Raw genomic sequence first — 20,857 nt, forward strand, 5'->3', positions numbered from 1 at the left:
CATCCCATTTTGCCCCCCTGGCTCCGCTACAATCCCTATTATTGCCCTAAATACATCGCTCGTATGAATCAATTCAGGAAAATTGAGTTTGGCATCGTCACTGGTATTTACCTGTTACTGATGTTTTCCCTGGTGTACCCCAGTATCGCTTACAACGTTTTTGATCTGCAACGCATCTATGGGCATAAGTTCGCGGAATATAACCAGGTGTTCGATTACTATCTGCATTTTCTATTGCCCTATACTGGCAGCGTTACACTGGTGTACATTTCTTTTCTGCTGGTGAATTTTGTAATCGTGCCCGTTTTCCTGGAGAAAGATAAATGGGTAGTGGGCGTATTACTACTATGTCCGATACTGCTCTTTTATTTCCTGATGATGATGGTAGCCGCCTCTTATTACAACGGATACCTGTTCGGGGTATACAGTACTGTTAGAGGGGCACATATGCATTTTGTCAAATCAGCTTTTTTTACCACCATTTTTTCATCCCTGTTGTACGTGGTCTATTACTATGTCAGGAAAGCGATGATCAGCTCGATATTCCCCCGCTTTAACCGCGATATGGCATTCCGGGAAATGATGACAGAGATCTTCTGGGCTTCAGGGGTATTTGTAGCATTGTTTTGCCTGTCCTTTAGTGATTCCAGAGACCTCGGATTAATGGTGTTCTTTTTCGGCCCAACCATGATTGGGGTGTTTTTCATACTCCGGTATCGTGTTTTCCCTGATTTTTTCAATACACATCATAATAAAACAATATTAATCCGGGATATTGCGTTTACTATCCTGGGTTGCAATATCCTGTTGGCTTTAATTTGCCGGGCGATAGCGCACAGGGATGGCGGATGGATAACAGCGCTCGGTATGGTCGGGATCGTGGTTTCAACAGGGATAGTATTACCGGTTTCCTGGTTTTTATACAAATCCCGCCAGAAACAAACTGCTACGGTAGTTACCCTGAAAAAGGCATTAGGCCATTCAGCCGCTAACCTCGATTTTTTACGCTCACAGATCAACCCGCATTTTTTATTCAATGCGCTTAATACGCTGTATGGTACTGCTTTACAGGAAGAGGCAGCCCGGACCAGCGAAGGTATTCAGAAGCTGGGCGACATGATGAGGTTCATGCTGCATGATAATCATCTCGAAAAAATACCACTGGATAAGGAAGTAGCATACCTGCAAAATTATATCGCCCTGCAACGTTTAAGAGTATTATCTTCACCGGACATACTGATAGAAATAAATATAGACGAAAGCCAGTGCCAGCATGAAATAGCGCCGATGTTGCTTATCCCTTTTGTTGAAAATGCATTTAAGCATGGTATTAGTTTAAGGCAACGTTCCCGTATCGTGATTTCATTAAGCTGCACGCCGGATCAGATCTTTTTCGATGTATACAACAGCGTACATCCCCGCCCGGAGAACGATCCCGAGCGGGAAGGCATGGGAATCGGTTTGAGCAATGTAAAAGAACGCCTTGCCCTCCTGTATCCCAACCGTCATGAGCTCAGTATCAGGCAAACCGCTACCGAGTTTTTTGTGCACCTGACAATTGATGTTAATAAATAGTAAGATGAAAAAGGAAGAAGTACCCGTTGCCGCACCCGATGGAATGACCCGCTTTCTATGGTGGCTGGCTGCCGCTGATACAGATATTCTGAAAGAATGCCGCACCGAAAAGGAACGATACCGCATTATCGGTATTTCCGTGATGGTTACCTGGATGTTTGCTACCCTCGCCTGGGGATATTTTTTCTCTACTATTATCAACGACGATATGATAGTAGTGGGCCTGGCACTCTTTTTTGGTTTTGCCATCCTCTCGATCGACAGAACCCTCATCGCTGCCATGTCCAGGAACAACGGTAACATGAAAGTGATGCCCGTGATTTTTCGCCTTGTATTGGCCATTACAATAGGCTTGTTTATTTCTCAGCCTGTAGTATTAATGTTGTTTAAGAAAGACATCGATGCCCAGCTGGAACTTAGCAAACAAACAAAGCTGGATAACTATCGTGCCCAGCTGGTGAAGCTGAACGCCGGACAGGTGAATGGTTTGCAGCAATCGCTCAATGAAGGAAAACTAAAGATCGCCCGTAAGGAAGCGGATCTCAAAGTGTATAAAGACAACTACATCAAAGAAACCGATGGTACCGGCGGTTCAGGAAGGATCGGCGAATCGGCCATCGCCCGCGTGAAGAAAGCTGAATACCTCAAAACCGATGAGGAGCTGCAGGCAATGAAAAGGGAATGGGATCCCAAAGCACAGGAGCTGGAAGCCAAGCTGGCGCAGATGCATACCGCCGACAGCCTGAAGGAAACGGTGTATGTAGGCACACTCACCAATGGATTCCTCGCCCAGATAGAAGCATTGAATGAACTGACAGAAACCCATCCGCCGGTAAAACAACGTTACCGGCTCATCGTTTTTATCATCACGCTGATAGAAGTAATGCCCCTGCTCAGTAAAATACTGATGCCCAAAGGTGAGTACGATGAAAAGCTGGCTGCCGCTACTGCACAGGGAGTGGCTGCTGCAAAACTTGAAACCGAAACAGGGAAAGAACTGCTGGAGCATTATCAGTCGGCAGGCTTGAAGGCAGACAAGGAAATGGTGGATCATATCTTTGAAACCACCGCCGATATACGCCGTGAACAAGCCGATGCACTTGTAAAAGACTGGCGCAGCCGCGAAGATGGACAGTTTCAGCATCTCTGGCAACAGGCCCGGAAATTGTTGCTGGGAAAAATAAGTTAATCCCTATCTTGCTGATAGCTAAAAATAGCCAAATGAAGATGACTGCTATTGCGATTGATGATGAACCGGTGGCCCTGGCTGTTATTAAAAATCATGCTGCCAAGGTACCTTTTCTTGAAATGAAAGGCTTTTTTACCAACGCTTTTGATGCGATCGATTTTTTAAGCAAAGAAAAAGTAGACCTGCTTTTCCTCGATATAAAAATGCCCGATATTTCCGGCCTCGATTTCCTGTCGAGCCTGCCGCATCCGCCCATGACCGTTTTTACCACCGCCTATTCCGAACATGCCGTTAAAAGCTTCGAGCTGGATGCGATCGATTATCTGCTGAAACCTTTTTCGCTGATCCGTTTCATGAAAGCATGTAATAAGGCTAACAACCTGCTGCAATTGAAACAGCAGAACAATGCAGGAGCCGGTGTAGTGGTGAAAGAACAGCCGGAATATATATTCGTGAAAAGTGGCTATGAGCAATTCCGCGTGGTACTGGAGGAAATTCTCTACCTGGAAAGCGCGGGTAACTATGTGAACTTCATTCTGGCCGATCGTAAACTGATCTCACGCCTTTCCATGCAGGAAGCAGTTGACCTGCTGCCAACCGGCGCGTTTACCAGGGTACACCGCTCTTATATTGTAGCAAATAATAAAATTGAACGGGCCGATCGTAACTCCCTTTACATCAGAAATATTCCTATTCCTATCGGAGCTGCCTATGCGCCGGCAATAGAACGGATCTTTAATTTGTAAGCATAATTTTTTTGTAAAATCGACCAATTGGTTTAATTTTCCTTTTGCATGGGAAAAGCTGAAAAAACACGACAGTTTATCATCGAAAAAGCCGCACCTATTTTCAACCGGCAGGGAGTGGCGGGTACCTCCATCAACGATATATTAGAGGCTACCAAACTGGCTAAGGGTGGGGTGTACGGGAATTTTTCCTCCAAAGAGGAGATCGTAATGGAGGTGTTCGATTATATCGCTGAACAGGAAAAACAACGCCTGAGGATGGTGACGGCAACCGCTAATACTTCCGCAGGCAAATTTGAAGCGTTGTTTGATTTCTATGCTGCCTATCCTTCGCAGAAAGTGGTGCCCGGCGGCTGCCCAATGCTGAACTTCGGCGTAGAGGCGGATGATACGAATCCCGGTCTGAAGAAGAAAGTAGGAGAGCTGGTACTGTACTTCGAATCGCGTATTGCAGCAATGGTACAATACGGAAAGGATAAAGGCGAATTCAGGCTGGATTGGGACGAGAAGAAGTTTGCCGTGAAGATGTTCACCATGCTGGAAGGCGCTATTTTGGTGAGCGGCGTACTGGGGCATAACAGGCAGATGCTGGTGGTAGTGGATGCCCTGAGAGAAGAAATGAGACAAAATATGCGCTGAATTTTTATTTGCTAAAAAATAAACCAATCGGTCTAAAATATGCAACATAAAGTTTTGCCGTTGTCGCTGCGGATGACGGGTATGTTACTTTCCGCCATGAGCCGGCCTTTCCCCGGCGTTACCGCCCGTTTGTTCTACCGGCTTTACTGCACGCCGCCGGCACTGAAGCTGAAACTACCCCATGAAGAACTGCGCAGGGAAGCATTGCAGGATGCCTGGCAGGTAAGCAGTTATCCTTTCGATGATACGCCGCTGAAGGTGTCTGTGTACCGCTGGGGAGCTGCCGGCCCTAAGATCCTGTTGCTGCATGGCTGGGGCGGAAGTCCGCTGCATTTCAAACAGCTGATCTCATTGCTGGTGCAGCATGGCTACCAGGTCATCGCCTACGATGCGCCGGCGCACGGAAGGTCGGATGGTAAACGCACCAACCTTGTACAATGGATGCATGTACTGGAACAGGTGATTCAACGCGAAGGCCCGCTCCACGCTGTAATCGGCCATTCTATGGGCGGACTCAATGCCGCGCTCACCCTGGCCCGCAAAAATGTAAGTATCCCCCGCCTGATCATTCTCAGTGCTGCTATCAGCGCACCGGTATTCTTCGACGATGCGCTCAGGCTATTCCGCATCCATCCCGTAGTGATGCCCAAACTGAAAACCCTCATACGGCAACGGCTCAACGAAGATCTGACAGACATGGACCTGCACCGGTACATCAATGGTATCAAAGCAGGCCGGATATGGTTCGCGTACGATACTACCGATACCCTGGCACTGTCGTCCGAAATTGAAAAATTCCTGCAGGCTTATCCCACTATAGAATCATTCCGTATCACGGGCGAAGGCCACTTCAGAATTATGCGTAATCAGAAGGTACTGAATGGCATGCTGGAAATACTTGGGGAACCGGAAAGTCATTAGACTATAAAAAATCGAAAGAACAATATATTTTTACGCCCTGATCAACAGTTGTTCCGTGAGTAAAAAATATTATATAATCGATTTCGATAGTACCTTCACACAGGTGGAAGCGTTGGACGAACTGGCGCGCATCTCTCTCAAAGACCATCCGGAAAGGGAAGCCATTTATAAGAAAATTGAGCACCTGACCAACCAGGCAATGGAAGGGAAACTCTCCTTCCGCGAAAGCCTGGCAGGCAGGGTTAAATTGCTGGAAGCTAATAAAGACCATCTCAAACAACTGGTAAAACACCTGAAAAAACAGGTGTCTGTTTCGTTTAAGAGAAACAAGGATTTCTTTAAACAGCATGCAGGCGATGTACTCATCGTATCAGGTGGATTCAAAGAGTTTATTACACCGGTAGTGCTTCCTTTTCATATCAGGAAAGAGAATATTTATGCAAACACCTTTGTTTTTGATAAAGATGGGAAAATAGTAGGCTATGATGCCGCTAATCCTTTGTCTGATGAAGGCGGAAAAGTAAAGCTGCTAAAGGATCTGCAACTACAGGGTGAAATACATGGTATCGGCGACGGCTATTCTGATTTCCAGCTGAAGGAATCCGGTATGATCCGGAAGTTCTATGCTTTCACCGAAAATATAGAACGGAAATCTGTCACGGAGAAAGCCGACCACGTAACGCCGAGCCTCGATGAGTTCCTGTTCCTGAACAAGTTGCCGTCGGCCATCTCCTATCCCAAGAACCGCATCCTCTGCCTGGTGGCTGGCGAGGTGCCGGAATCCGCAGTGAAGTACCTGAAGAAAGATGGCTTTACCATAAAACAGGTGAATGCATCCGACAATGGAAAACACCTCGAAGATGCGGTGATCATTCTGGCCAGCGAAGGTGAAATCATCTCTGCACAGAAACTTCGTCAGGCTGGAAAACTGAAAGTAATCGGTTATCTGGGAAACAGCCAGAAACATGTGCCACACGACGTTTGCACGGAACTGGGTATTGCTGTGTTTGATAATCTTAAAAAACCAGAATCAATTGCAAAAAGAGTGGCCCGATTTATTAACAATGGAGATTCATTTAAAAGCAGTAACTTTCCAAATATTCAGCTGCCTGCTGTAAAAAATGGCCACCGCTTTATTCACATTCATCACAATGTACCTGGCGTAATGGCAAAAGTAAATCAGGTGCTCGCCGAACATGATATCAATATTGTATCGCAGTTTCTGATGACCAACAACAACATCGGTTACGTGATTACAGATACAGCAACGGCATACGATAAACAGGTGCTGAAAGAACTGAAGAAGATACATAACACCATCCAGTTCAGGGTACTTTACTAAGAATACTAACCCAATAGTATAAAAGAAAGAGCCGCTTTGATTATTCAGGCGGCTTTTTAATCGGGCTGTTTTAACGGAAACGTATATACGAAATTTGTTTACGGGAGATGAATACCTGCCATGATTTTTTCTTTGTGAAAACCACCGCCTTTACATCTTCCGTAAAAAAATGATAATCAGCACCAACAGACCAGGGATGAAATAAATTCCGGAACTTAGCCTTATAACTTCCGGTATGCCAAGGTATATTACAGTTACATCGCTGCTGAACAAAACCAAAAAACGGGATCCCTGGTTTCTCGACGACTATACCATTAACCCTTACAGTGGCTGCGCATTCAATTGTCTTTATTGTTACATACGCGGCAGTAAATACGGCATCAACATGGCGGAAAAACTATCCGTGAAAGAAAACGCGCTGCCTGTTCTTCGCCGGCAGCTTGCAGTCCGCGCAAAGAAGCACGAACAGGGAGTAGTGGTGCTATCGTCCGTTACAGATGCCTACCTGCCGATAGAAGAAAAAGAACGGCTGACGCGGGGCATACTGGAACTGCTGCTCGAATACCGTTTCCCGGTACATATCATCACCAAATCGCCCCTGGTGCTGCGCGACCTGGATCTCCTGCGCAACATCAGCGAAAACGCCATTTTACCGCCTGATATGGCCGGATACCATCATAAGGCTTTTATTACCTTTTCATTCAGCACCATTGATCCGGTGATAGGAAAACAATTTGAACCCGGTGCACCTGACCCGGTATTACGCTTGCAAGCCCTGAAAACCTGTGCCACAGCAGGATTTATGACAGGCGTCAGTCTCATGCCGCTGTTGCCTTACATTACAGACATACCGGAACAACTGGCGCTGATGTATGCTGCCTTCCGGGAAAACGGCGCCCGCTATGTCTTTCCTGCTTCTGTTACATTATGGGGAGATGGAGAGGCCGACAGCCGGCAGCTGATCATGCAGGCCGTGCAGCGGTATTATCCGCAATTTGCCGAAAGCTACCGGCGCCTGTTTTTAACACAGGCCGGCGTGCCCGATCGTTATAACAAGGCGTTGCAGGCCGCCGCAGCTGAAGTTGCCAGTCGTTACAGCCTGCCTCCATATATTGATCAGCGGCCGTAAGTGATAGTTACTTTATTATCGCTGATCCGGTATTTGAAATGCTGTTGTGCACCAATACGGCGCAACACATCTTCCAGACTGGCTTTGTAAAAAATTTCGTTTTCAATAACAGGCATCTCGCCGGTATCTCCCTTTATCTCCACATCCACGCCAAACCAGTCTTCCAGCATACGCGAAAAGGCCATCACGTTCGTATGGCTGATATGTAAGGAATCTGATAGCCACGCTTCCTGCTCCGACGGATGATAGGTTTCCTTTTCCATCAGATCTATATCGTTGTTGGCAAGGATCATCTGGCCCCGTTCCAGTATTTCAGGCTGATTATCAGTAGGGGAGTGGTAAGATTTGCCAATGCGGATCTTTCCGCTGAGCAGATAGGCGGTAGCACCATGCTGACTGCCAAAAGACCTCATTTTAAACACAGTGGCGCTATCCGGCGAAGTTCCCAGTACCGTGGCGGTTAGCTTGTCTGAAACAACAATGAACGAATCAGTTCGTGGCCGTACGTCAAAAAATGCTTCACCATTGAGGATCACGCGGCGGTTACCCTGCGGATAGTTATCCGGCACCTCCAGTACAGACGCTGAATTCAATATCACAGTTGAACTATCAGCCAGTGTTACGCTGGTACGTTTCCCCGTAACCCCTTTCCATGTATGATAAGAAATACCCGGCGCCTTCAGATTCACGGTATCAGCAGCGGTTTTTACAGGCTGAGCATGATGACAGCTACAGAATAAAAATCCGCTGATCAATAACAGTCTGGTATCTGATTTAAATTGCATATTCCGGGAATATTTTATGTGTCGCAAAAAGCCTAAAAGTAATAAAATAAACAGCGGTAAATAAGTATGCTTAAACAATTTATGTGAAGCAATAGACAATATCCGTTAACGCTGTTAAAAATATATGCTGATATTATAATGATTTTTGGCTGGAATGCGCACGTACCCTAACTTTGCGGCCCATGGAAAAGCAGCTATCTTTATCTTTTGATGATACGGCTATTGCATTTGAGGCAAAGACCGACAAGGCACTGAAAAAGGCCAATTTTCTTTTCAGTAATATTGGCAAGCCATGGTTAGTGAAATTAGGTGCAGTCATGACGCCCCTTGCCTTTAAACTGGGCCTGCCGGTTAAGGGTATCATTAAGAACACCATCTTCTCCCAGTTTTGTGGTGGTGAATCGTTGGAAGAAGCGGCAACTACTGCACTGGAACTGGGTAATTATCATGTGGCAGCCACGCTCGATTACGGAGTGGAAGCCATGGACGGAGAAGAAAGCTATGATGCTGCTGTTCCCGAATTTATCCGCGCTATCCAATATGCCGGCTCCCGCCCGGATATTCCCTTCATTGCGATTAAAATAACCGGCTTTGCCCGTTTCGGACTGCTGGAAAAGATACACAGTAAGGAAACACTTACGCCCGCCGAACAGGAAGAGTATGCGCATGTACGCAAACGCGTACTGGCTATCGCCGAAGCTGGCGCCAAACACGATGTAGGCATCCTCATAGATGCAGAAGAGTCATGGATTCAGGATGCTGTGGATGCGCTGACAGACGAAATGATGTCGCTCTTCAACAAAGGTAAAGTAGTGATCTATAATACCTTCCAGATGTATTGCCACGACCGCTACCCGTTCCTGCAGGTTTCTTTACAAAAAGCCGAACGGGAAGGCTATCTCCTGGGAGCAAAACTGGTGCGGGGTGCATACATGGAAAAAGAAAACAAACGTGCCTCCGAAAATAACTATCCAACACCGATACAGCCCAACAAAGCTGCTACGGATAAGGACTTCGATGCTGCAGTGGAATTCTGCATCGATAACATCGATAAACTGGCTGTATTCATCGGTACCCACAACGAAAACAGCTGCATGCTGGCAGCCCGCCTTCTTGACGATAAAGAACTCCCACATAATCACCCGCATGTCAGCTTTGCCCAATTGCTGGGTATGAGCGATAACATCACTTTCAACCTGGCGCATGCCGGCTATAACGTTTCCAAATACCTGCCTTACGGCCCCGTGAAAGATGTGATGCCTTACCTGATCCGCCGGGCGCAGGAAAACACCTCCATAGCCGGACAAATGGGCCGCGAACTGGCGCTCATCCGGAAGGAGATGAAGAGAAGAGGGATTTAAAGAATTCCTTTCGTAAATTGCACCCATGGACCAGTACTTAACCTTATTACAACATATTATCCGTGACGGTGCCGTAAAAACAGACCGTACAGGAACAGGCACCACCAGCGTTTTTGGTTACCAGATGCGCTTCGATCTGCAGGAAGGATTTCCGGTGGTGACTACAAAAAAATTACATCTCAAATCCATTATATACGAATTACTGTGGTTCCTGAGGGGCGATACCAATATCGGCTGGCTGAAAGAACATGGTGTAAGCATATGGGACGAGTGGGCCGATAAAAACGGTGACCTGGGTCCGGTGTACGGTAAACAATGGCGTAGCTGGGAAACCCCCGGTGGTAAAGTAATTGATCAGATCACTGAAGCCGTGAATACCATTAAAAAGAACCCCGATTCGCGCCGCATTATTGTAAATGCCTGGAACGTGGGCGACCTGCCGGATATGGCGCTGAGCCCCTGCCACTGCCTCTTCCAGTTTTATGTAACACCGGCAGATAAAGCAAAAGGCGAAACCCGCGGAAAACTGAGCTGCCAGCTTTATCAACGCAGTGCCGACGTATTCCTGGGTGTTCCTTTCAACATTGCTTCCTACGCACTGCTGACCATGATGATGGCGCAGGTATGCGACCTGGATGCCGGCGATTTCGTTCACACCTTCGGAGATGTACATCTCTACAGCAATCATATGGAACAGGCGCAGCTGCAGCTGACCCGTCAGCCTTTCCCTTTACCCCAGATGAAGATCAACCCGGAGGTAAAAGACATTTTTGCATTCAAATATGAAGATTTCGAACTGGTGAACTACCAGTTTCATCCCGCTATCAAAGCACCGGTAGCCATATAACTCACTTATGCGCATATCAATTATTGTAGCTGCTTCGGAAAACAACGTCATTGGTATCCATAATGAGCTGCCATGGCGCCTGCCGGCCGATCTGAAATACTTCAAAACTACTACCCTCGGCAAGCCGGTCATCATGGGGCGTAAAACCTTTGAATCACTGGGAAAAGCGCTGCCTGGAAGACCGAATATCGTCATCACCCGGCAGGGCGATTACCACCCGGAACATACTTTTGTAGTGAGCTCACTGGATGCTGCCCTCGATAAAGCCCGCAGCTTCGGTGGCGATGAATTGTTTATCACCGGCGGATCCCAGATTTTCGAAGCTTCCTGGCCGTTAATAAACCGTATCTACCTCACCCGTGTACACGCCGTGGTAGAAGGGGACGCTTTTTTTCCGGAGATAGATGAAAACAGATTCAAACTCGTCAGCGAACAACACCATGAACCCGACGAAAAGCACGCCTATGGCTTTACTTTTCAGGTTTGGGATAGCGTAGCTGCTAAAAGCTAGCAGCTATCTGAATACCACCGTGCCCATGCTGTGCGTCAGCTCGTACTCTAATGCATTCAGGTGCTTTTGCATTTCCAGGCAGCTTAATACCTGTTCTATGCTGGTGGCCTTTTTCGCTTCTTCCTGGTTTTCCAGGATCAGCTTCTTGATCTTGCGGAGTATAAGATAGTTGGTAGTGCTAATGGTATCTCTCAGATAGGCGTTGTCGCCATAAACGGTATCAATTTCAAATCGTTCCTTCCAGTTAACACTCAGGTCGGCTTCTTTATCTTCGAGGATATTCGCAATCTGTTTCGACAACTGCTGGTCTTCATGATAAAGGAACCATCTTTTATCCTGCAGGTTGCCGGCATCATACAGTGCCTTGTATTCCCTGAGTATCCTTTTCACCAGCTCATTCTCGGCCAGCGCTTCGAAATCGTAAGGCAGGTGGAAGACATAATCAGCCACAGTAGTGTTATCTTCCTCGCTGAACATTTTGTCGCCGAAACGCAGCAGGATCTTTATCAGTTCTTTTTCCTGTTTTTCGTGACTGCCAATACTCAGTACCGCATCTACCGAAATGCCGGTTTCCGCAGCTTCCATCGCGGCGATGGCTTCTTCGCTGAGGTCGTCGTCGGAAGGTGCAGGGTTATTGCGGGCCTGCGCCTGCTCCCGTTTGATAAGGCGGTCGCGGATGAATTTATTCACCAGCTGTATCAGCCCCTGTTCATCAATATGCAGTAACTGGCTGCACTGGCGTATATAGTCCTGCTGCCTCGTGAAATCCTCGGCTTTGTCGATTTTGGAAATCGTTTCCGCGATTTCATTCACCAGCTGCGATTTCTTGGTACTGTCGCTGCCAACATCCTGCATACTCAGCTGCAGCTTAAACAGTACAAAGTCCTGCTTGTTTTCTTTGATGAATTCCCGGAATGCTTCCGCACCTATCCGCTGCACATAACTGTCCGGATCTTCTTTATCCGGCAGCAATACCAGCTTCACGTTCAACCCTTCTTCCACGGCCATATCCAGTCCGCGCAGCGCGGCCTTCACACCGGCACTGTCGCCATCATAGAGGATCGTGAGGTTCTTGGTGTATTTCTTTATCAGCCGCAACTGATCCTGTGTAAGAGAGGTACCGCTGGATGCTACCACGTTTTCCACACCGGCTTGGTGAAGCGAAATAACGTCCGTATAGCCTTCTACCAGTAAACATTCGTCCAGCTTATCAATCGCATGGCGTGCAAAGTAGGTACCATACAACACCCTGCTTTTAACGTATATCTCGTTTTCGGGAGAGTTGATGTACTTGGGTGCCCGGTCGGATTTGGCCAGGATACGTGCTCCGAATCCGAGTATCTTGCCCGACTGGTTATGGATCGGGAAAATAACGCGGCCCCGGTAATTATCGGCCGGCTGATCGTTACGAATGGTAACAAGACCGGTCTTTTGCAGGTATTCCAGGTTGTAACCCTTAGCCAGCGCCGATTTTGCAAAGGCATCGAATGTATTGAGGCAGTAGCCCAGCTGGAATTTTTTGATGGTCTCCTCCGTGAAACCACGTTCTTCAAAATAACTGAGCCCGATATTCTGGCCTTCGTCGCTTTTGAAGAGGGTATCCGTAAAATACTCCCGTGCATAGCTGTTGATGATAAACAGGCTATCCGCCATCTGCTGGAACTGCTTCACCTCAGGGCTCACCTCAGTTTCTTCCAGCTCTATCTGGTACCGTTGGGCTAACCAGCGCAGGGCTTCCACATAGGAGTACTTTTCGTGCTCCATGACAAAGCTGATGGAGTTGCCGCTGGCGCCGCAACCAAAGCATTTATAGATCTCTTTTCCGGGAGATACGGTGAAAGACGGCGTTTTCTCATTGTGAAACGGGCACAGGCCCAGGTAGTTGGCCCCCCTTTTTTTTAGTTTCACAAAGGAGCCCACAATATCCACAATATCAATGCGGCTGAGTATCTGTTGTATGGAGTTTTGCGATATCACGTTCTGATCAGATGCAACTACAAACATACGGGAAATCTGCGACGCAGCGAAATGAACGCTGAACCGCCCGTACCGCCGCTGTTGCGCGATTATTTTCCTTATATTTGGAAGATTATAAATTAGCCAAATCAATCTTATTTATCAGATGAAAGAAGTATTTATAGCAGCAACGGCACGTACCCCCATAGGTTCGCTCAATGGTGCATTGTCAGGCGTTCCGGCTACCCGGCTTGGTTCCATCGTTATAAAAGCAGCGCTCGAAAGAGCTGGTGTGGCTGCATCCGAAGTGAATGAAGTATATATGGGCAATGTGCTCAGTGCCAACCTCGGCCAGGCGCCCGCTAACCAGGCCAGTCTTGGCGCCGGTATCCCCAACACCGTGCCCTGTACTACCGTTAACAAGGTATGTGCTTCCGGCATGAAAGCCATTATGCTGGGCGCTCAGAGTATTATGCTGGGTGATAACGACCTGGTGGTGGCCGGCGGCATGGAAAGCATGAGCGGTGCTCCTTACTACCTCGATAAAGCCCGTTCCGGCTACAAACTGGGGCATGGCAATATATTGGATGGCATCATCCGCGATGGCCTTTGGGATCCTTATCACGATTATCACATGGGCAATGCCGGAGAGCTTTGCGCCAAAGAATATAAGATTACCCGGGAAGACCAGGACGCATTCGCTATAGAAAGCTACAAGCGTGCCGCAGCTGCCTGGGAAAAAGGACATTATAAAGCGGAAGTAGTGCCCGTGGAAATACCCGGCAAACAGGTGGTAACGGTTGCTGAAGATGAAGACTACAAAAAAGTCATCTTCGACAAGGTACCAACGCTGAAGCCTACTTTCCAGAAAGATGGTACCATCACCGCTGCCAACGCCTCCAACATCAACGATGGTGCTGCAGCGGTAGTACTGGTAAGCGGCGAAAAACTGAAGGCGCTGGGACTGAAGCCCCTGGCCCGTATTATCAGCTTCGCCGATGCTTCACAGGCGCCGGAATGGTTCACCACCACCCCCGTGAAAGCCGTGAATAAAGCCCTGGCAAAGGCCGGCCTGAAGATCAGTGATATGGATTTTGTAGAAGTCAACGAAGCATTTTCCTGCGTACCTATCGCCAATGCAAAAGACCTGGGCTTATCGCTCGACAAAGTGAACATCTGGGGCGGAGCAGTGGCCATCGGACATCCGATTGGCTGTAGCGGCGCCCGCATTGTCATTACCCTCAATTCCATTCTGCACGACCAGCAGGCCCGCTACGGTGTAGCTGCGATCTGTAACGGTGGAGGCGGAGCGAGTGCTATGATCATAGAAAGAATGTAGAATTGAGAGTGAAGAATTAAGAAACAGCGCGAAGACCTTAGCGATGGATATTATTTGCTAAGGTCCTCGCGCTGTTTCTTAATTCTTCACTCCTAATTCCCAATTCTAATCGTTGTATCTACCCTGTTCACCTGTATCCGCACACTATCGGCATTCGTTTTTGCCATACGAATGAAATGTACCTCATCCCGGGGTTTGATGATATCCGGCGTTATCTTCTCAAATAAAAAATATTTATCTTCTACGAGGCTATAGTCCGGCCAGGCGGATAATATCCCGTTGCTTTTGGTTTGGAGCGCATAATCGTCGTCGATAGGGTAGCGGTGAAAGTTGCTGTCGCATAACAGGGTGATGCCTGCCACGAGGGTAATGATTCGCAGCGGCGGCAGTAACAGCCCCAGGAATAGCAGGAGCGGGAAGCCGAAAAGACATAGCAGGTAAGCATACCGGGCGTCGTTTCCCGGCTTTGTGAGGCCATAGAGGAGCATCCCGGTGCCGGCGTAGAGGGTGAAGAAAACCCTTTCGGTTTGCGTGCCCTTGAACCCATAGTTATTGATCATTAAAAGAAGACATAACAGGGCAAATGCGGCAAATACCAGGTGCAAATACCAGAGGAGTAGCCTGAGAACAGGTGCTTTCGCTTTTTTGATCTTGCACGACAGGGCCGCCAGGAAGCAGACGCTCAGGATAGGGATGGTGATCATAGCAGTTGGCAGGGATAGAATAAAGTTTAAAATATAAATATATATAATTTTATTAATTAATAGTAACAGGAGGTATATCGGGGGGATAGGGAGATGTATATTGCGGAATCAGAATTATTAATCGGGTCTTTGCTTTGCTTTTTCGTGAACATACAATATTTTTGCCCTGCCTTTTTTATAGGCAATTAACTTTCAATTAAGAATAGCATGCGTCAGATAGCTTTCAGACAAGCCTTAAGAGAAGCCCTGCAGGAGGAAATGCGCCGTGATGAACGGGTATTCCTTATGGGGGAGGAAGTAGCCGAATACAATGGTGCTTATAAAGTGAGCCAGGGAATGCTGGATGAATTTGGTCCTAAGCGCGTAATTGATACGCCGATCGCTGAACTTGGATTTGCTGCCATTGGAGTAGGTGCTGCACAGAACGGCCTGCGTCCGGTGGTTGAATTTATGACCTGGAACTTTGCTGTACTGGCACTGGACCAGATCCTTAACACTGCCTCCAAAATGCTGGCAATGAGTGGTGGCCAGGTGGGTTGCCCGATCGTTTTCCGCGGTCCTAACGGTTCTGCCGGTCAGCTGGGAGCTCAGCACTCTACTGCTTTCGAGAGCTACTATGCCAATATCCCCGGTCTGAAAGTAGTATCCGTATCCAATCCATACGATGCAAAAGGTCTGCTCAAAGCGGCTATCCGCGATGAAGATCCGGTTGTTTTCATGGAAAGCGAAGTGATGTATGGCGATATGGGTGAAGTTCCTGAAGAAGAATATATCATCCCTATCGGTAAAGCAGATATCAAACGCGCCGGTAAGGATGTAACCATCGTATCATTCAACAAAATGATGAAGGTGGCCCTGGGTGCTGCTGAAGAACTGGCAAAAGAAGGTATCGAAGCCGAAGTGATCGACCTCCGTACCATCCGCCCGCTGGATTGGTTCACCATCCTGGAATCTGTGAAGAAAACCAATCGCCTGGTGATCGTGGAAGAACAATGGCCTTTCTCCAGCATTTCTTCCGAAATCTCCTACCGTATTCAGAAAGAAGGTTTCGACTACCTGGATGCACCTATCCGCCGTATTACAGCCGTAGACGCGCCTATGCACTACGCGCCTAACCTGGTAAAACTGTACCTGCCCGATATCGAGCGTACCGTGAAACTGGTGAAAGAAGTAATGTATATGAAGAAATAGCTGTTAGCTGTTAGTTAGCAGAGAGGATATAAATAGAAAAAGAGGATGAGTGATCATCCTCTTTTTTATTGTTTTAGGAAGATGGATAACGAGTCAGGTATTCATCTTATGCTTACTGGAACAGATCACTCGACAGGTAACGGTCTCCCCGGTCGCAGATAATCGTCACGATGATGCCGCTGCTCAATTCCTTTGAAAGCCTTACTGCTGCCGCAACGGCGCCGCCACTGCTCATGCCGCAGAAAACAGCTTCTTCTTTGGCTAGTCGTTTCGACATAATTCTGGCTTCTTCTTCGGAAATATCCATGATCTGATCTACCCGCGGGCGTTCGAATATTTTGGGCAGATAGGCTTCCGGCCATTTGCGGATGCCCGGGATCCTGGAGCCTTCGGTGGGTTGGCAGCCAACGATCTGTACGCCGGGGTTTTGCTCTTTCAGGTAGCGGGAAACCCCCATAATGGTACCAGTTGTTCCCATGGCGCTCACGAAATGAGTAACCTGCCCCCTGGTATCCCGCCAGATCTCAGGTCCGGTGGTTTTATAGTGCATGCCATAGTTATCGGGGTTGGCAAATTGATTCAGCATGTAGTAGCCGCCTTTCGCCACCTTGTCGTTGGCATAATCGATAGAGCCTTCCATGGATAATTCTTTAGGGGTAAGGGTAACCTTCGCACCGTATACCTCCATCGTAAGCACCCGCTCCCGGGTGGCGTCTGCAGGCATCACCAGCTCTATCTCCAGCCCAAACAGGCTTGCGATCATGGCCAGCGCAATGCCTGTATTGCCGCTCGTGGCCTCAATCAGTTTCATACCGGGCTTAATGTCGCCACGGTCGAGCGCTCCCTTGATCATCCCATAGGCAGCCCTGTCTTTCACACTGCCAGCCGGATTATTACCTTCCAGCTTTGCAAAGATCTGCACCGCCGGATTAACCGATATCTTTTTAAGTTCTACCATCGGTGTATTACCGATCAATTCTATAATAGAAGCCATGAGTTTAGTCCTGGTTTGTATCTGAAAATTTATGTTCCGCTTTATAGTAGATCCTCGAAAAAGGCTCTACACTCTTGATCAGCCATACATTACCACCAATCACGCTGTGATGCCCGATCACCGTATCTCCGCCAAGGATAGTGGCGCCGGCATAGATCACTACATGTTCTTCTATGGTAGGATGACGTTTACTGCGCGCCATGGTTTTCTCGATGCTCAGCGCTCCCAGGGTCACGCCCTGGTACAACTTCACATGCGGACCAATCACCGTGGTTTCGCCGATCACGATGCCCGTGCCATGATCTATACAACACCAGGGCGCAATCGCCGCTCCGGGATGTATGTCTATGCCGGTACGCGAATGCGCCAGCTCCGTAATCATACGTGGCAGCACCGGTATCTTCAGCTCGTACAAGGCATGTGCGATACGGTAAAATGCAATGGCATAGAAACCCGGATAAGCCCGTATAACCTCATATGTACAGGACGCCGCCGGATCGCCCTGATAGATGGCGCTGGCGTCTTTTGTCAATTCATCATAAATCACCGGTACCTTGTCTATGAACAACCGGCTCAATTCCGCTGCGGCCGCCGGCAACTGGTTCTTCATAGATTCCAGCAAACATCGCAGCTGAACTTCCAGTTGCTGTCCATATTGCTCCAGCTGTACCGGGTCGGCAATCACCTGCCCCGTATGCTCAGGAAATAACCAGTTTAACAGGTTGCTCACAAATTCATCTACTGCACCGGTGGCCGGATAGGCATTGACGGATGCCATCTGGTGCCGCCGCTTCAACTCTTCAAGAAAATCATTCATATGCGGATTGAGTTACAGGTTCTGGTACTTTCATTGATACTGAAACTACGCATTAACCCTGTAAAATTAGTGGACTATGCGGTAAATTTCAAGCAATGTAAGCACCTTTAATTTCAGATACATTACTGCAACGGGCTAACAGCGGATGGAGAAATACGTCTGTTTCAGTGTGGTAAGGCGTTTTTGCCGGTAGTTGCCGCTTCCCAGATATAGGCGCCTTCCATCAGCACATCAAACACCGGATCCTTTATATCATAGTAAGCGTCGGCATTGTCAGGGAAATATTTTGCCAGCTGTTGTTTTATTTCTCCATAGGCCCTTGCTGCATGCGGGTGTGTACGCAGATAATCCCGGCACAACAGTGCATATCGCTGATTGAACCTGCCAGCCACTCTTACATGCAGATTCACCCGCCTGGACGATTTAAAATAGAAGTGCTTCTGTAGTGCTTCTTCCGGAAGATCTTCCCTGCCCGGCGGGCGATGATCGCTCAGGTGCAATTTACGCTGATATCCCAGTTTCTCCAGCATCGGTTGCAGCGGAATATCCAGCGATGCAACGGTTACCTGTATGTCGATCACATCTTTTGCTGCCAGTCCGGGTACGCTGGTGGAGCCAATATGGTCGATTGCCAGTACGTACGAGCCAATGCTGTTGGTCAATTCCTCTTCCAGCTGCCTGAATTCTTCTGGCCAACGGGAGCTATAAGGTACTATTTCAATTATTTCCGACATGTTAAATGATCCTTATTATAATGCAATTTTAACTGATTAATCTTTATTTTTGCCCGTTGTGTGATGACAGGGAAATTTCCATCATGCTAAACCCAAACCAGACTATGGCTAACATTCTAATAATTGATGACGAAAAAAGTATTCGTAAAACGCTCACGGAAATTTTAACCTATGAAGGCTATAAGATCGACGAAGCGGCGGATGGAATAGAAGGTTTTAAGATGTTCCAGGCCAAAGCCTATGACGCTGTGCTGTGCGACATTAAGATGCCTAAAATGGATGGACTGGAGTTCCTGGAAAAAGCCCGTGAAGTGAATGCAGATGTGCCTATTATCATGGTATCCGGTCATGGAAACATTGATACGGCTGTGGATGCGGTGAAGAAAGGAGCATATGATTATATCTCCAAACCGCCGGACCTGAACCGGTTGCTGATCACGCTGCGCAATGCCATGGATAAAACCACCCTGGTAACAGAAACCAAAACCCTGCGCCGTAAGGTGAACAAGGTGCCTGAAATGATCGGCCAGTCCGGTCCCATCCTGAAGATCAGGGAAACAATAGAAAAAGTAGCGCCTACCGACGCCCGTGTGCTGATTACAGGCGAAAACGGGGTGGGTAAGGAGCTGGTGGCCCGCTGGCTGCATGAACGCAGTAACCGCGCTGCCGGACCTATGGTGGAAGTGAACTGCGCAGCCATTCCGAGCGAACTGATTGAAAGCGAGCTGTTTGGTCACGAAAAAGGCTCTTTTACCTCTGCAGTGAAACAACGTATAGGCAAGTTCGAACAGGCAAGTGGTGGTACACTTTTCCTCGATGAAATCGGCGATATGAGCCTCAGCGCGCAAGCTAAGGTATTACGCGCCCTCCAGGAAGGAAAGATCACCCGTGTAGGCGGCGATAAAGAAATCAGCGTGGATGTACGCGTAGTAGCTGCTACCAACAAGGATCTGCTGCAGGAAGTGGAAGGCAAAAACTTCCGCCTCGACCTGTATCACCGTCTGAGCGTGATTCTGATTCACGTACCCTCGCTGAACGACAGGAGAGATGATGTGCCGCTACTGGTAGACAGCTTCCTGGACAGCGTTTGCAACGAATATGGTATCTCCCGTAAGGCTATTGATAAAGATGCCATGAAGGCACTGCAACAACATAACTGGACCGGTAATATCCGCGAGCTGCGGAACGTAGTGGAAAGGCTGATCATCCTGTCAGGCAAAACCATTACAGTAGAGGATGTGGATGATTTTGTGGTACCTAACCGCGACCGGAAAAAAGTAAGTTCCTGATCTGTTTATGCAAAAGCACCTGTATCTGATCAGCGGTCTGGGCGCAGATGAGCGTATTTTCAATAATCTGCGCTTCCCTGCCGGCTACCAGGTGCATTACCTGCCCTGGATTGCACCGGAGCGGGAAGAGCCCATCGGCCAATACGCCGCCCGCATGGCGGAAGGTATCAGGGACGATGGGCCCGTTTCCTTGCTGGGCGTATCTTTTGGCGGTATTATGAGCCTGGAGATCAACAAACATATACCGGTGAAAAAAACTATACTGGTGTCCAGCATCAAACGCACGGCTGAAAAGCCTCCGTACTACGATTGGGTGAAACGCCTCGGTATCCACAAACTCCCCGACCAGCTGCTCTATCAGCGCCGGAATATTATCGTCCGCAAATTCCTTAATATCGAGTCGCCCGAAGAACGTAACCTCGTGAACGAATACCTCGGCAAAAGGGATTTTACCTATATGCGATGGGCCGTAAACGCCATTCTGCATTGGGAAAATGAAGATATCCCACCAGGCTTGGTACATATCCACGGGGCTAAAGACATGCCCTTCCCCCTGAAATATCTCAAGCCTACTCACCTGATACCCGATGGCGGCCATTTCATGGTCCTGAACCGCGCCGGTGTGATCAACCAGATACTCGCACAGGAGCTGTAGCCGGGAATTCCGTCAGTTTACCTGTCTTTTTAAATATCTATAATAATCTTAATAGTTTCCGTTGATCCATTTTTAAGAAAACTTTTATGAGTTAAAAGTGGCTTGCTAACGACAGAATATTATATTTGCCTTT

General features: G+C 48.0%; 20 protein-coding genes. 14 read left to right on the forward strand and 6 right to left on the reverse strand.

The features are described 5' to 3' along the window. Positions 1-63 precede the first annotated feature (63 nt). The 7 genes from UNH61_RS03730 to UNH61_RS03760 all read left to right on the forward strand — a co-directional run bounded on the left by UNH61_RS03730 (position 64) and on the right by UNH61_RS03760 (position 7,541). Positions 64-1,575: a histidine kinase gene (locus UNH61_RS03730; RefSeq protein WP_326990771.1), complete on the forward strand. Its 1,512-nt coding sequence runs from the start codon at positions 64-66 to the stop codon at positions 1,573-1,575. 4 nt (positions 1,576-1,579) lie between these two features. Further along, the gene (locus UNH61_RS03735) at positions 1,580-2,764 is read left to right on the forward strand and encodes a DUF4407 domain-containing protein (protein ID WP_326990772.1); all 1,185 of its coding nucleotides are present in this window, start codon (positions 1,580-1,582) and stop codon (positions 2,762-2,764) included. 32 nt (positions 2,765-2,796) lie between these two features. Next, complete coding sequence (locus tag UNH61_RS03740) at positions 2,797-3,510, forward strand: LytTR family DNA-binding domain-containing protein (protein ID WP_326990773.1); 714 nt, start codon at positions 2,797-2,799, stop codon at positions 3,508-3,510. 48 nt (positions 3,511-3,558) lie between these two features. Next, positions 3,559-4,149, forward strand: a complete 591-nt coding sequence (locus UNH61_RS03745) for a TetR/AcrR family transcriptional regulator (RefSeq protein WP_326990774.1) — start codon at positions 3,559-3,561, stop codon at positions 4,147-4,149. 39 nt (positions 4,150-4,188) lie between these two features. Next, positions 4,189-5,070 (forward strand): alpha/beta hydrolase, encoded by an 882-nt coding sequence (locus UNH61_RS03750; RefSeq protein WP_326990775.1) that lies wholly within the window; start codon positions 4,189-4,191, stop codon positions 5,068-5,070. Positions 5,071-5,125: 55 nt separating this feature from the next. Next, complete coding sequence (locus tag UNH61_RS03755; protein WP_326990776.1) at positions 5,126-6,412, forward strand: HAD-IB family phosphatase; 1,287 nt, start codon at positions 5,126-5,128, stop codon at positions 6,410-6,412. A 235-nt stretch (positions 6,413-6,647) separates the two neighbouring features. Then, entirely contained in the window at positions 6,648-7,541 is an 894-nt protein-coding gene (locus tag UNH61_RS03760) for a radical SAM protein (protein WP_326990777.1), read from the forward strand. On the opposite strand, the gene UNH61_RS03765 is transcribed toward UNH61_RS03760, so the two are convergent. Next, complete coding sequence (locus UNH61_RS03765) at positions 7,529-8,326, reverse strand: FecR domain-containing protein (RefSeq protein WP_326990778.1); 798 nt, start codon at positions 8,324-8,326, stop codon at positions 7,529-7,531. The two genes, UNH61_RS03760 and UNH61_RS03765, sit on opposite strands and share 13 nt — an antisense overlap. 182 nt (positions 8,327-8,508) lie before the next feature. On the opposite strand from UNH61_RS03765, the gene UNH61_RS03770 reads away from it, so the two are divergent. The 3 genes from UNH61_RS03770 to UNH61_RS03780 are packed head-to-tail and all read left to right on the forward strand — an operon-like array spanning position 8,509 to position 11,045. Beyond that, a complete protein-coding gene (locus tag UNH61_RS03770) occupies positions 8,509-9,687 on the forward strand; it encodes a proline dehydrogenase family protein (RefSeq protein ID WP_326990779.1) in 1,179 nt (392 codons plus the stop codon). Between the two features lie 25 nt (positions 9,688-9,712). Continuing rightward, the gene (locus UNH61_RS03775) at positions 9,713-10,534 is read left to right on the forward strand and encodes a thymidylate synthase (protein WP_326990780.1); all 822 of its coding nucleotides are present in this window, start codon (positions 9,713-9,715) and stop codon (positions 10,532-10,534) included. A gap of 7 nt (positions 10,535-10,541) precedes the next feature. After that, positions 10,542-11,045 (forward strand): dihydrofolate reductase, encoded by a 504-nt coding sequence (locus tag UNH61_RS03780; protein ID WP_326990781.1) that lies wholly within the window; start codon positions 10,542-10,544, stop codon positions 11,043-11,045. 3 nt (positions 11,046-11,048) lie between these two features. Here UNH61_RS03780 and dnaG read toward each other — a convergent pair whose 3' ends face one another. Beyond that, entirely contained in the window at positions 11,049-13,049 is a 2,001-nt protein-coding gene (dnaG, locus tag UNH61_RS03785) for a DNA primase (protein ID WP_326990782.1), read from the reverse strand. A gap of 118 nt (positions 13,050-13,167) precedes the next feature. Here dnaG and UNH61_RS03790 point away from each other — a divergent pair, with 118 nt between their 5' ends. Further along, entirely contained in the window at positions 13,168-14,340 is a 1,173-nt protein-coding gene (locus UNH61_RS03790) for an acetyl-CoA C-acyltransferase (protein WP_326990783.1), read from the forward strand. 92 nt (positions 14,341-14,432) lie between these two features. Here the strand turns inward: UNH61_RS03790 and UNH61_RS03795 are convergent, their stop codons facing one another. Further along, positions 14,433-15,044, reverse strand: a complete 612-nt coding sequence (locus UNH61_RS03795; RefSeq protein ID WP_326990784.1) for a hypothetical protein — start codon at positions 15,042-15,044, stop codon at positions 14,433-14,435. 207 nt (positions 15,045-15,251) lie between these two features. Here UNH61_RS03795 and UNH61_RS03800 point away from each other — a divergent pair, with 207 nt between their 5' ends. Beyond that, a complete protein-coding gene (locus UNH61_RS03800) occupies positions 15,252-16,235 on the forward strand; it encodes a pyruvate dehydrogenase complex E1 component subunit beta (protein ID WP_326990785.1) in 984 nt (327 codons plus the stop codon). Between the two features lie 112 nt (positions 16,236-16,347). On the opposite strand, the gene cysM is transcribed toward UNH61_RS03800, so the two are convergent. The 3 genes from cysM to UNH61_RS03815 all read right to left on the reverse strand — a co-directional run bounded on the left by cysM (position 16,348) and on the right by UNH61_RS03815 (position 18,780). Next, positions 16,348-17,229 (reverse strand): cysteine synthase CysM, encoded by an 882-nt coding sequence (gene cysM / locus UNH61_RS03805; RefSeq protein WP_326990786.1) that lies wholly within the window; start codon positions 17,227-17,229, stop codon positions 16,348-16,350. Positions 17,230-17,233: 4 nt separating this feature from the next. Beyond that, positions 17,234-18,046, reverse strand: coding sequence for a serine O-acetyltransferase (locus UNH61_RS03810; protein WP_326990787.1), 813 nt, complete (start codon positions 18,044-18,046; stop codon positions 17,234-17,236). Positions 18,047-18,210: 164 nt separating this feature from the next. Further along, entirely contained in the window at positions 18,211-18,780 is a 570-nt protein-coding gene (locus tag UNH61_RS03815; protein ID WP_326990788.1) for a GrpB family protein, read from the reverse strand. A 104-nt stretch (positions 18,781-18,884) separates the two neighbouring features. Here UNH61_RS03815 and UNH61_RS03820 point away from each other — a divergent pair, with 104 nt between their 5' ends. Together UNH61_RS03820 and UNH61_RS03825 are read left to right on the forward strand one after the other, a co-directional pair. Then, on the forward strand, positions 18,885-20,069 hold the full coding sequence (locus tag UNH61_RS03820) for a sigma-54 dependent transcriptional regulator (RefSeq protein WP_326990789.1): 1,185 nt from the start codon (positions 18,885-18,887) through the stop codon (positions 20,067-20,069). Positions 20,070-20,076: 7 nt separating this feature from the next. Next, positions 20,077-20,724 carry an alpha/beta hydrolase family protein gene (locus UNH61_RS03825; protein WP_326990790.1) on the forward strand — a complete coding sequence of 216 codons (648 nt, stop codon included), beginning with the start codon at positions 20,077-20,079 and terminating at the stop codon, positions 20,722-20,724. Positions 20,725-20,857: the final 133 nt, after the last annotated feature.

Origin of the sequence: Chitinophaga sp. 180180018-3 (genome assembly GCF_037893185.1) — a bacterium.
In the GTDB taxonomy this organism is placed as follows: Bacteria; Bacteroidota; Bacteroidia; order Chitinophagales; family Chitinophagaceae; genus Chitinophaga.

What these genes read in the sequence shown, in the direction of transcription:
- UNH61_RS03730 (WP_326990771.1), top strand. Translation starts at nt 64, where the DNA reads ATGAATCAATTCAGGAAAATTGAGTTTGGCATCGTCACTGGTATTTAC.
- UNH61_RS03735 (WP_326990772.1), top strand. Translation starts at nt 1,580, where the DNA reads ATGAAAAAGGAAGAAGTACCCGTTGCCGCACCCGATGGAATGACCCGC.
- UNH61_RS03740 (WP_326990773.1), top strand. Translation starts at nt 2,797, where the DNA reads ATGAAGATGACTGCTATTGCGATTGATGATGAACCGGTGGCCCTGGCT.
- UNH61_RS03745 (WP_326990774.1), top strand. Translation starts at nt 3,559, where the DNA reads ATGGGAAAAGCTGAAAAAACACGACAGTTTATCATCGAAAAAGCCGCA.
- UNH61_RS03750 (WP_326990775.1), top strand. Translation starts at nt 4,189, where the DNA reads ATGCAACATAAAGTTTTGCCGTTGTCGCTGCGGATGACGGGTATGTTA.
- UNH61_RS03760 (WP_326990777.1), top strand. Translation starts at nt 6,648, where the DNA reads ATGCCAAGGTATATTACAGTTACATCGCTGCTGAACAAAACCAAAAAA.
- UNH61_RS03765 (WP_326990778.1), bottom strand. Translation starts at nt 8,326, where the DNA reads ATGCAATTTAAATCAGATACCAGACTGTTATTGATCAGCGGATTTTTA.
- UNH61_RS03770 (WP_326990779.1), top strand. Translation starts at nt 8,509, where the DNA reads ATGGAAAAGCAGCTATCTTTATCTTTTGATGATACGGCTATTGCATTT.
- UNH61_RS03775 (WP_326990780.1), top strand. Translation starts at nt 9,713, where the DNA reads ATGGACCAGTACTTAACCTTATTACAACATATTATCCGTGACGGTGCC.
- UNH61_RS03780 (WP_326990781.1), top strand. Translation starts at nt 10,542, where the DNA reads ATGCGCATATCAATTATTGTAGCTGCTTCGGAAAACAACGTCATTGGT.
- dnaG (WP_326990782.1), bottom strand. Translation starts at nt 13,049, where the DNA reads ATGTTTGTAGTTGCATCTGATCAGAACGTGATATCGCAAAACTCCATA.
- UNH61_RS03790 (WP_326990783.1), top strand. Translation starts at nt 13,168, where the DNA reads ATGAAAGAAGTATTTATAGCAGCAACGGCACGTACCCCCATAGGTTCG.
- UNH61_RS03795 (WP_326990784.1), bottom strand. Translation starts at nt 15,044, where the DNA reads ATGATCACCATCCCTATCCTGAGCGTCTGCTTCCTGGCGGCCCTGTCG.
- UNH61_RS03800 (WP_326990785.1), top strand. Translation starts at nt 15,252, where the DNA reads ATGCGTCAGATAGCTTTCAGACAAGCCTTAAGAGAAGCCCTGCAGGAG.
- cysM (WP_326990786.1), bottom strand. Translation starts at nt 17,229, where the DNA reads ATGGCTTCTATTATAGAATTGATCGGTAATACACCGATGGTAGAACTT.
- UNH61_RS03810 (WP_326990787.1), bottom strand. Translation starts at nt 18,046, where the DNA reads ATGAATGATTTTCTTGAAGAGTTGAAGCGGCGGCACCAGATGGCATCC.
- UNH61_RS03815 (WP_326990788.1), bottom strand. Translation starts at nt 18,780, where the DNA reads ATGTCGGAAATAATTGAAATAGTACCTTATAGCTCCCGTTGGCCAGAA.
- UNH61_RS03820 (WP_326990789.1), top strand. Translation starts at nt 18,885, where the DNA reads ATGGCTAACATTCTAATAATTGATGACGAAAAAAGTATTCGTAAAACG.
- UNH61_RS03825 (WP_326990790.1), top strand. Translation starts at nt 20,077, where the DNA reads ATGCAAAAGCACCTGTATCTGATCAGCGGTCTGGGCGCAGATGAGCGT.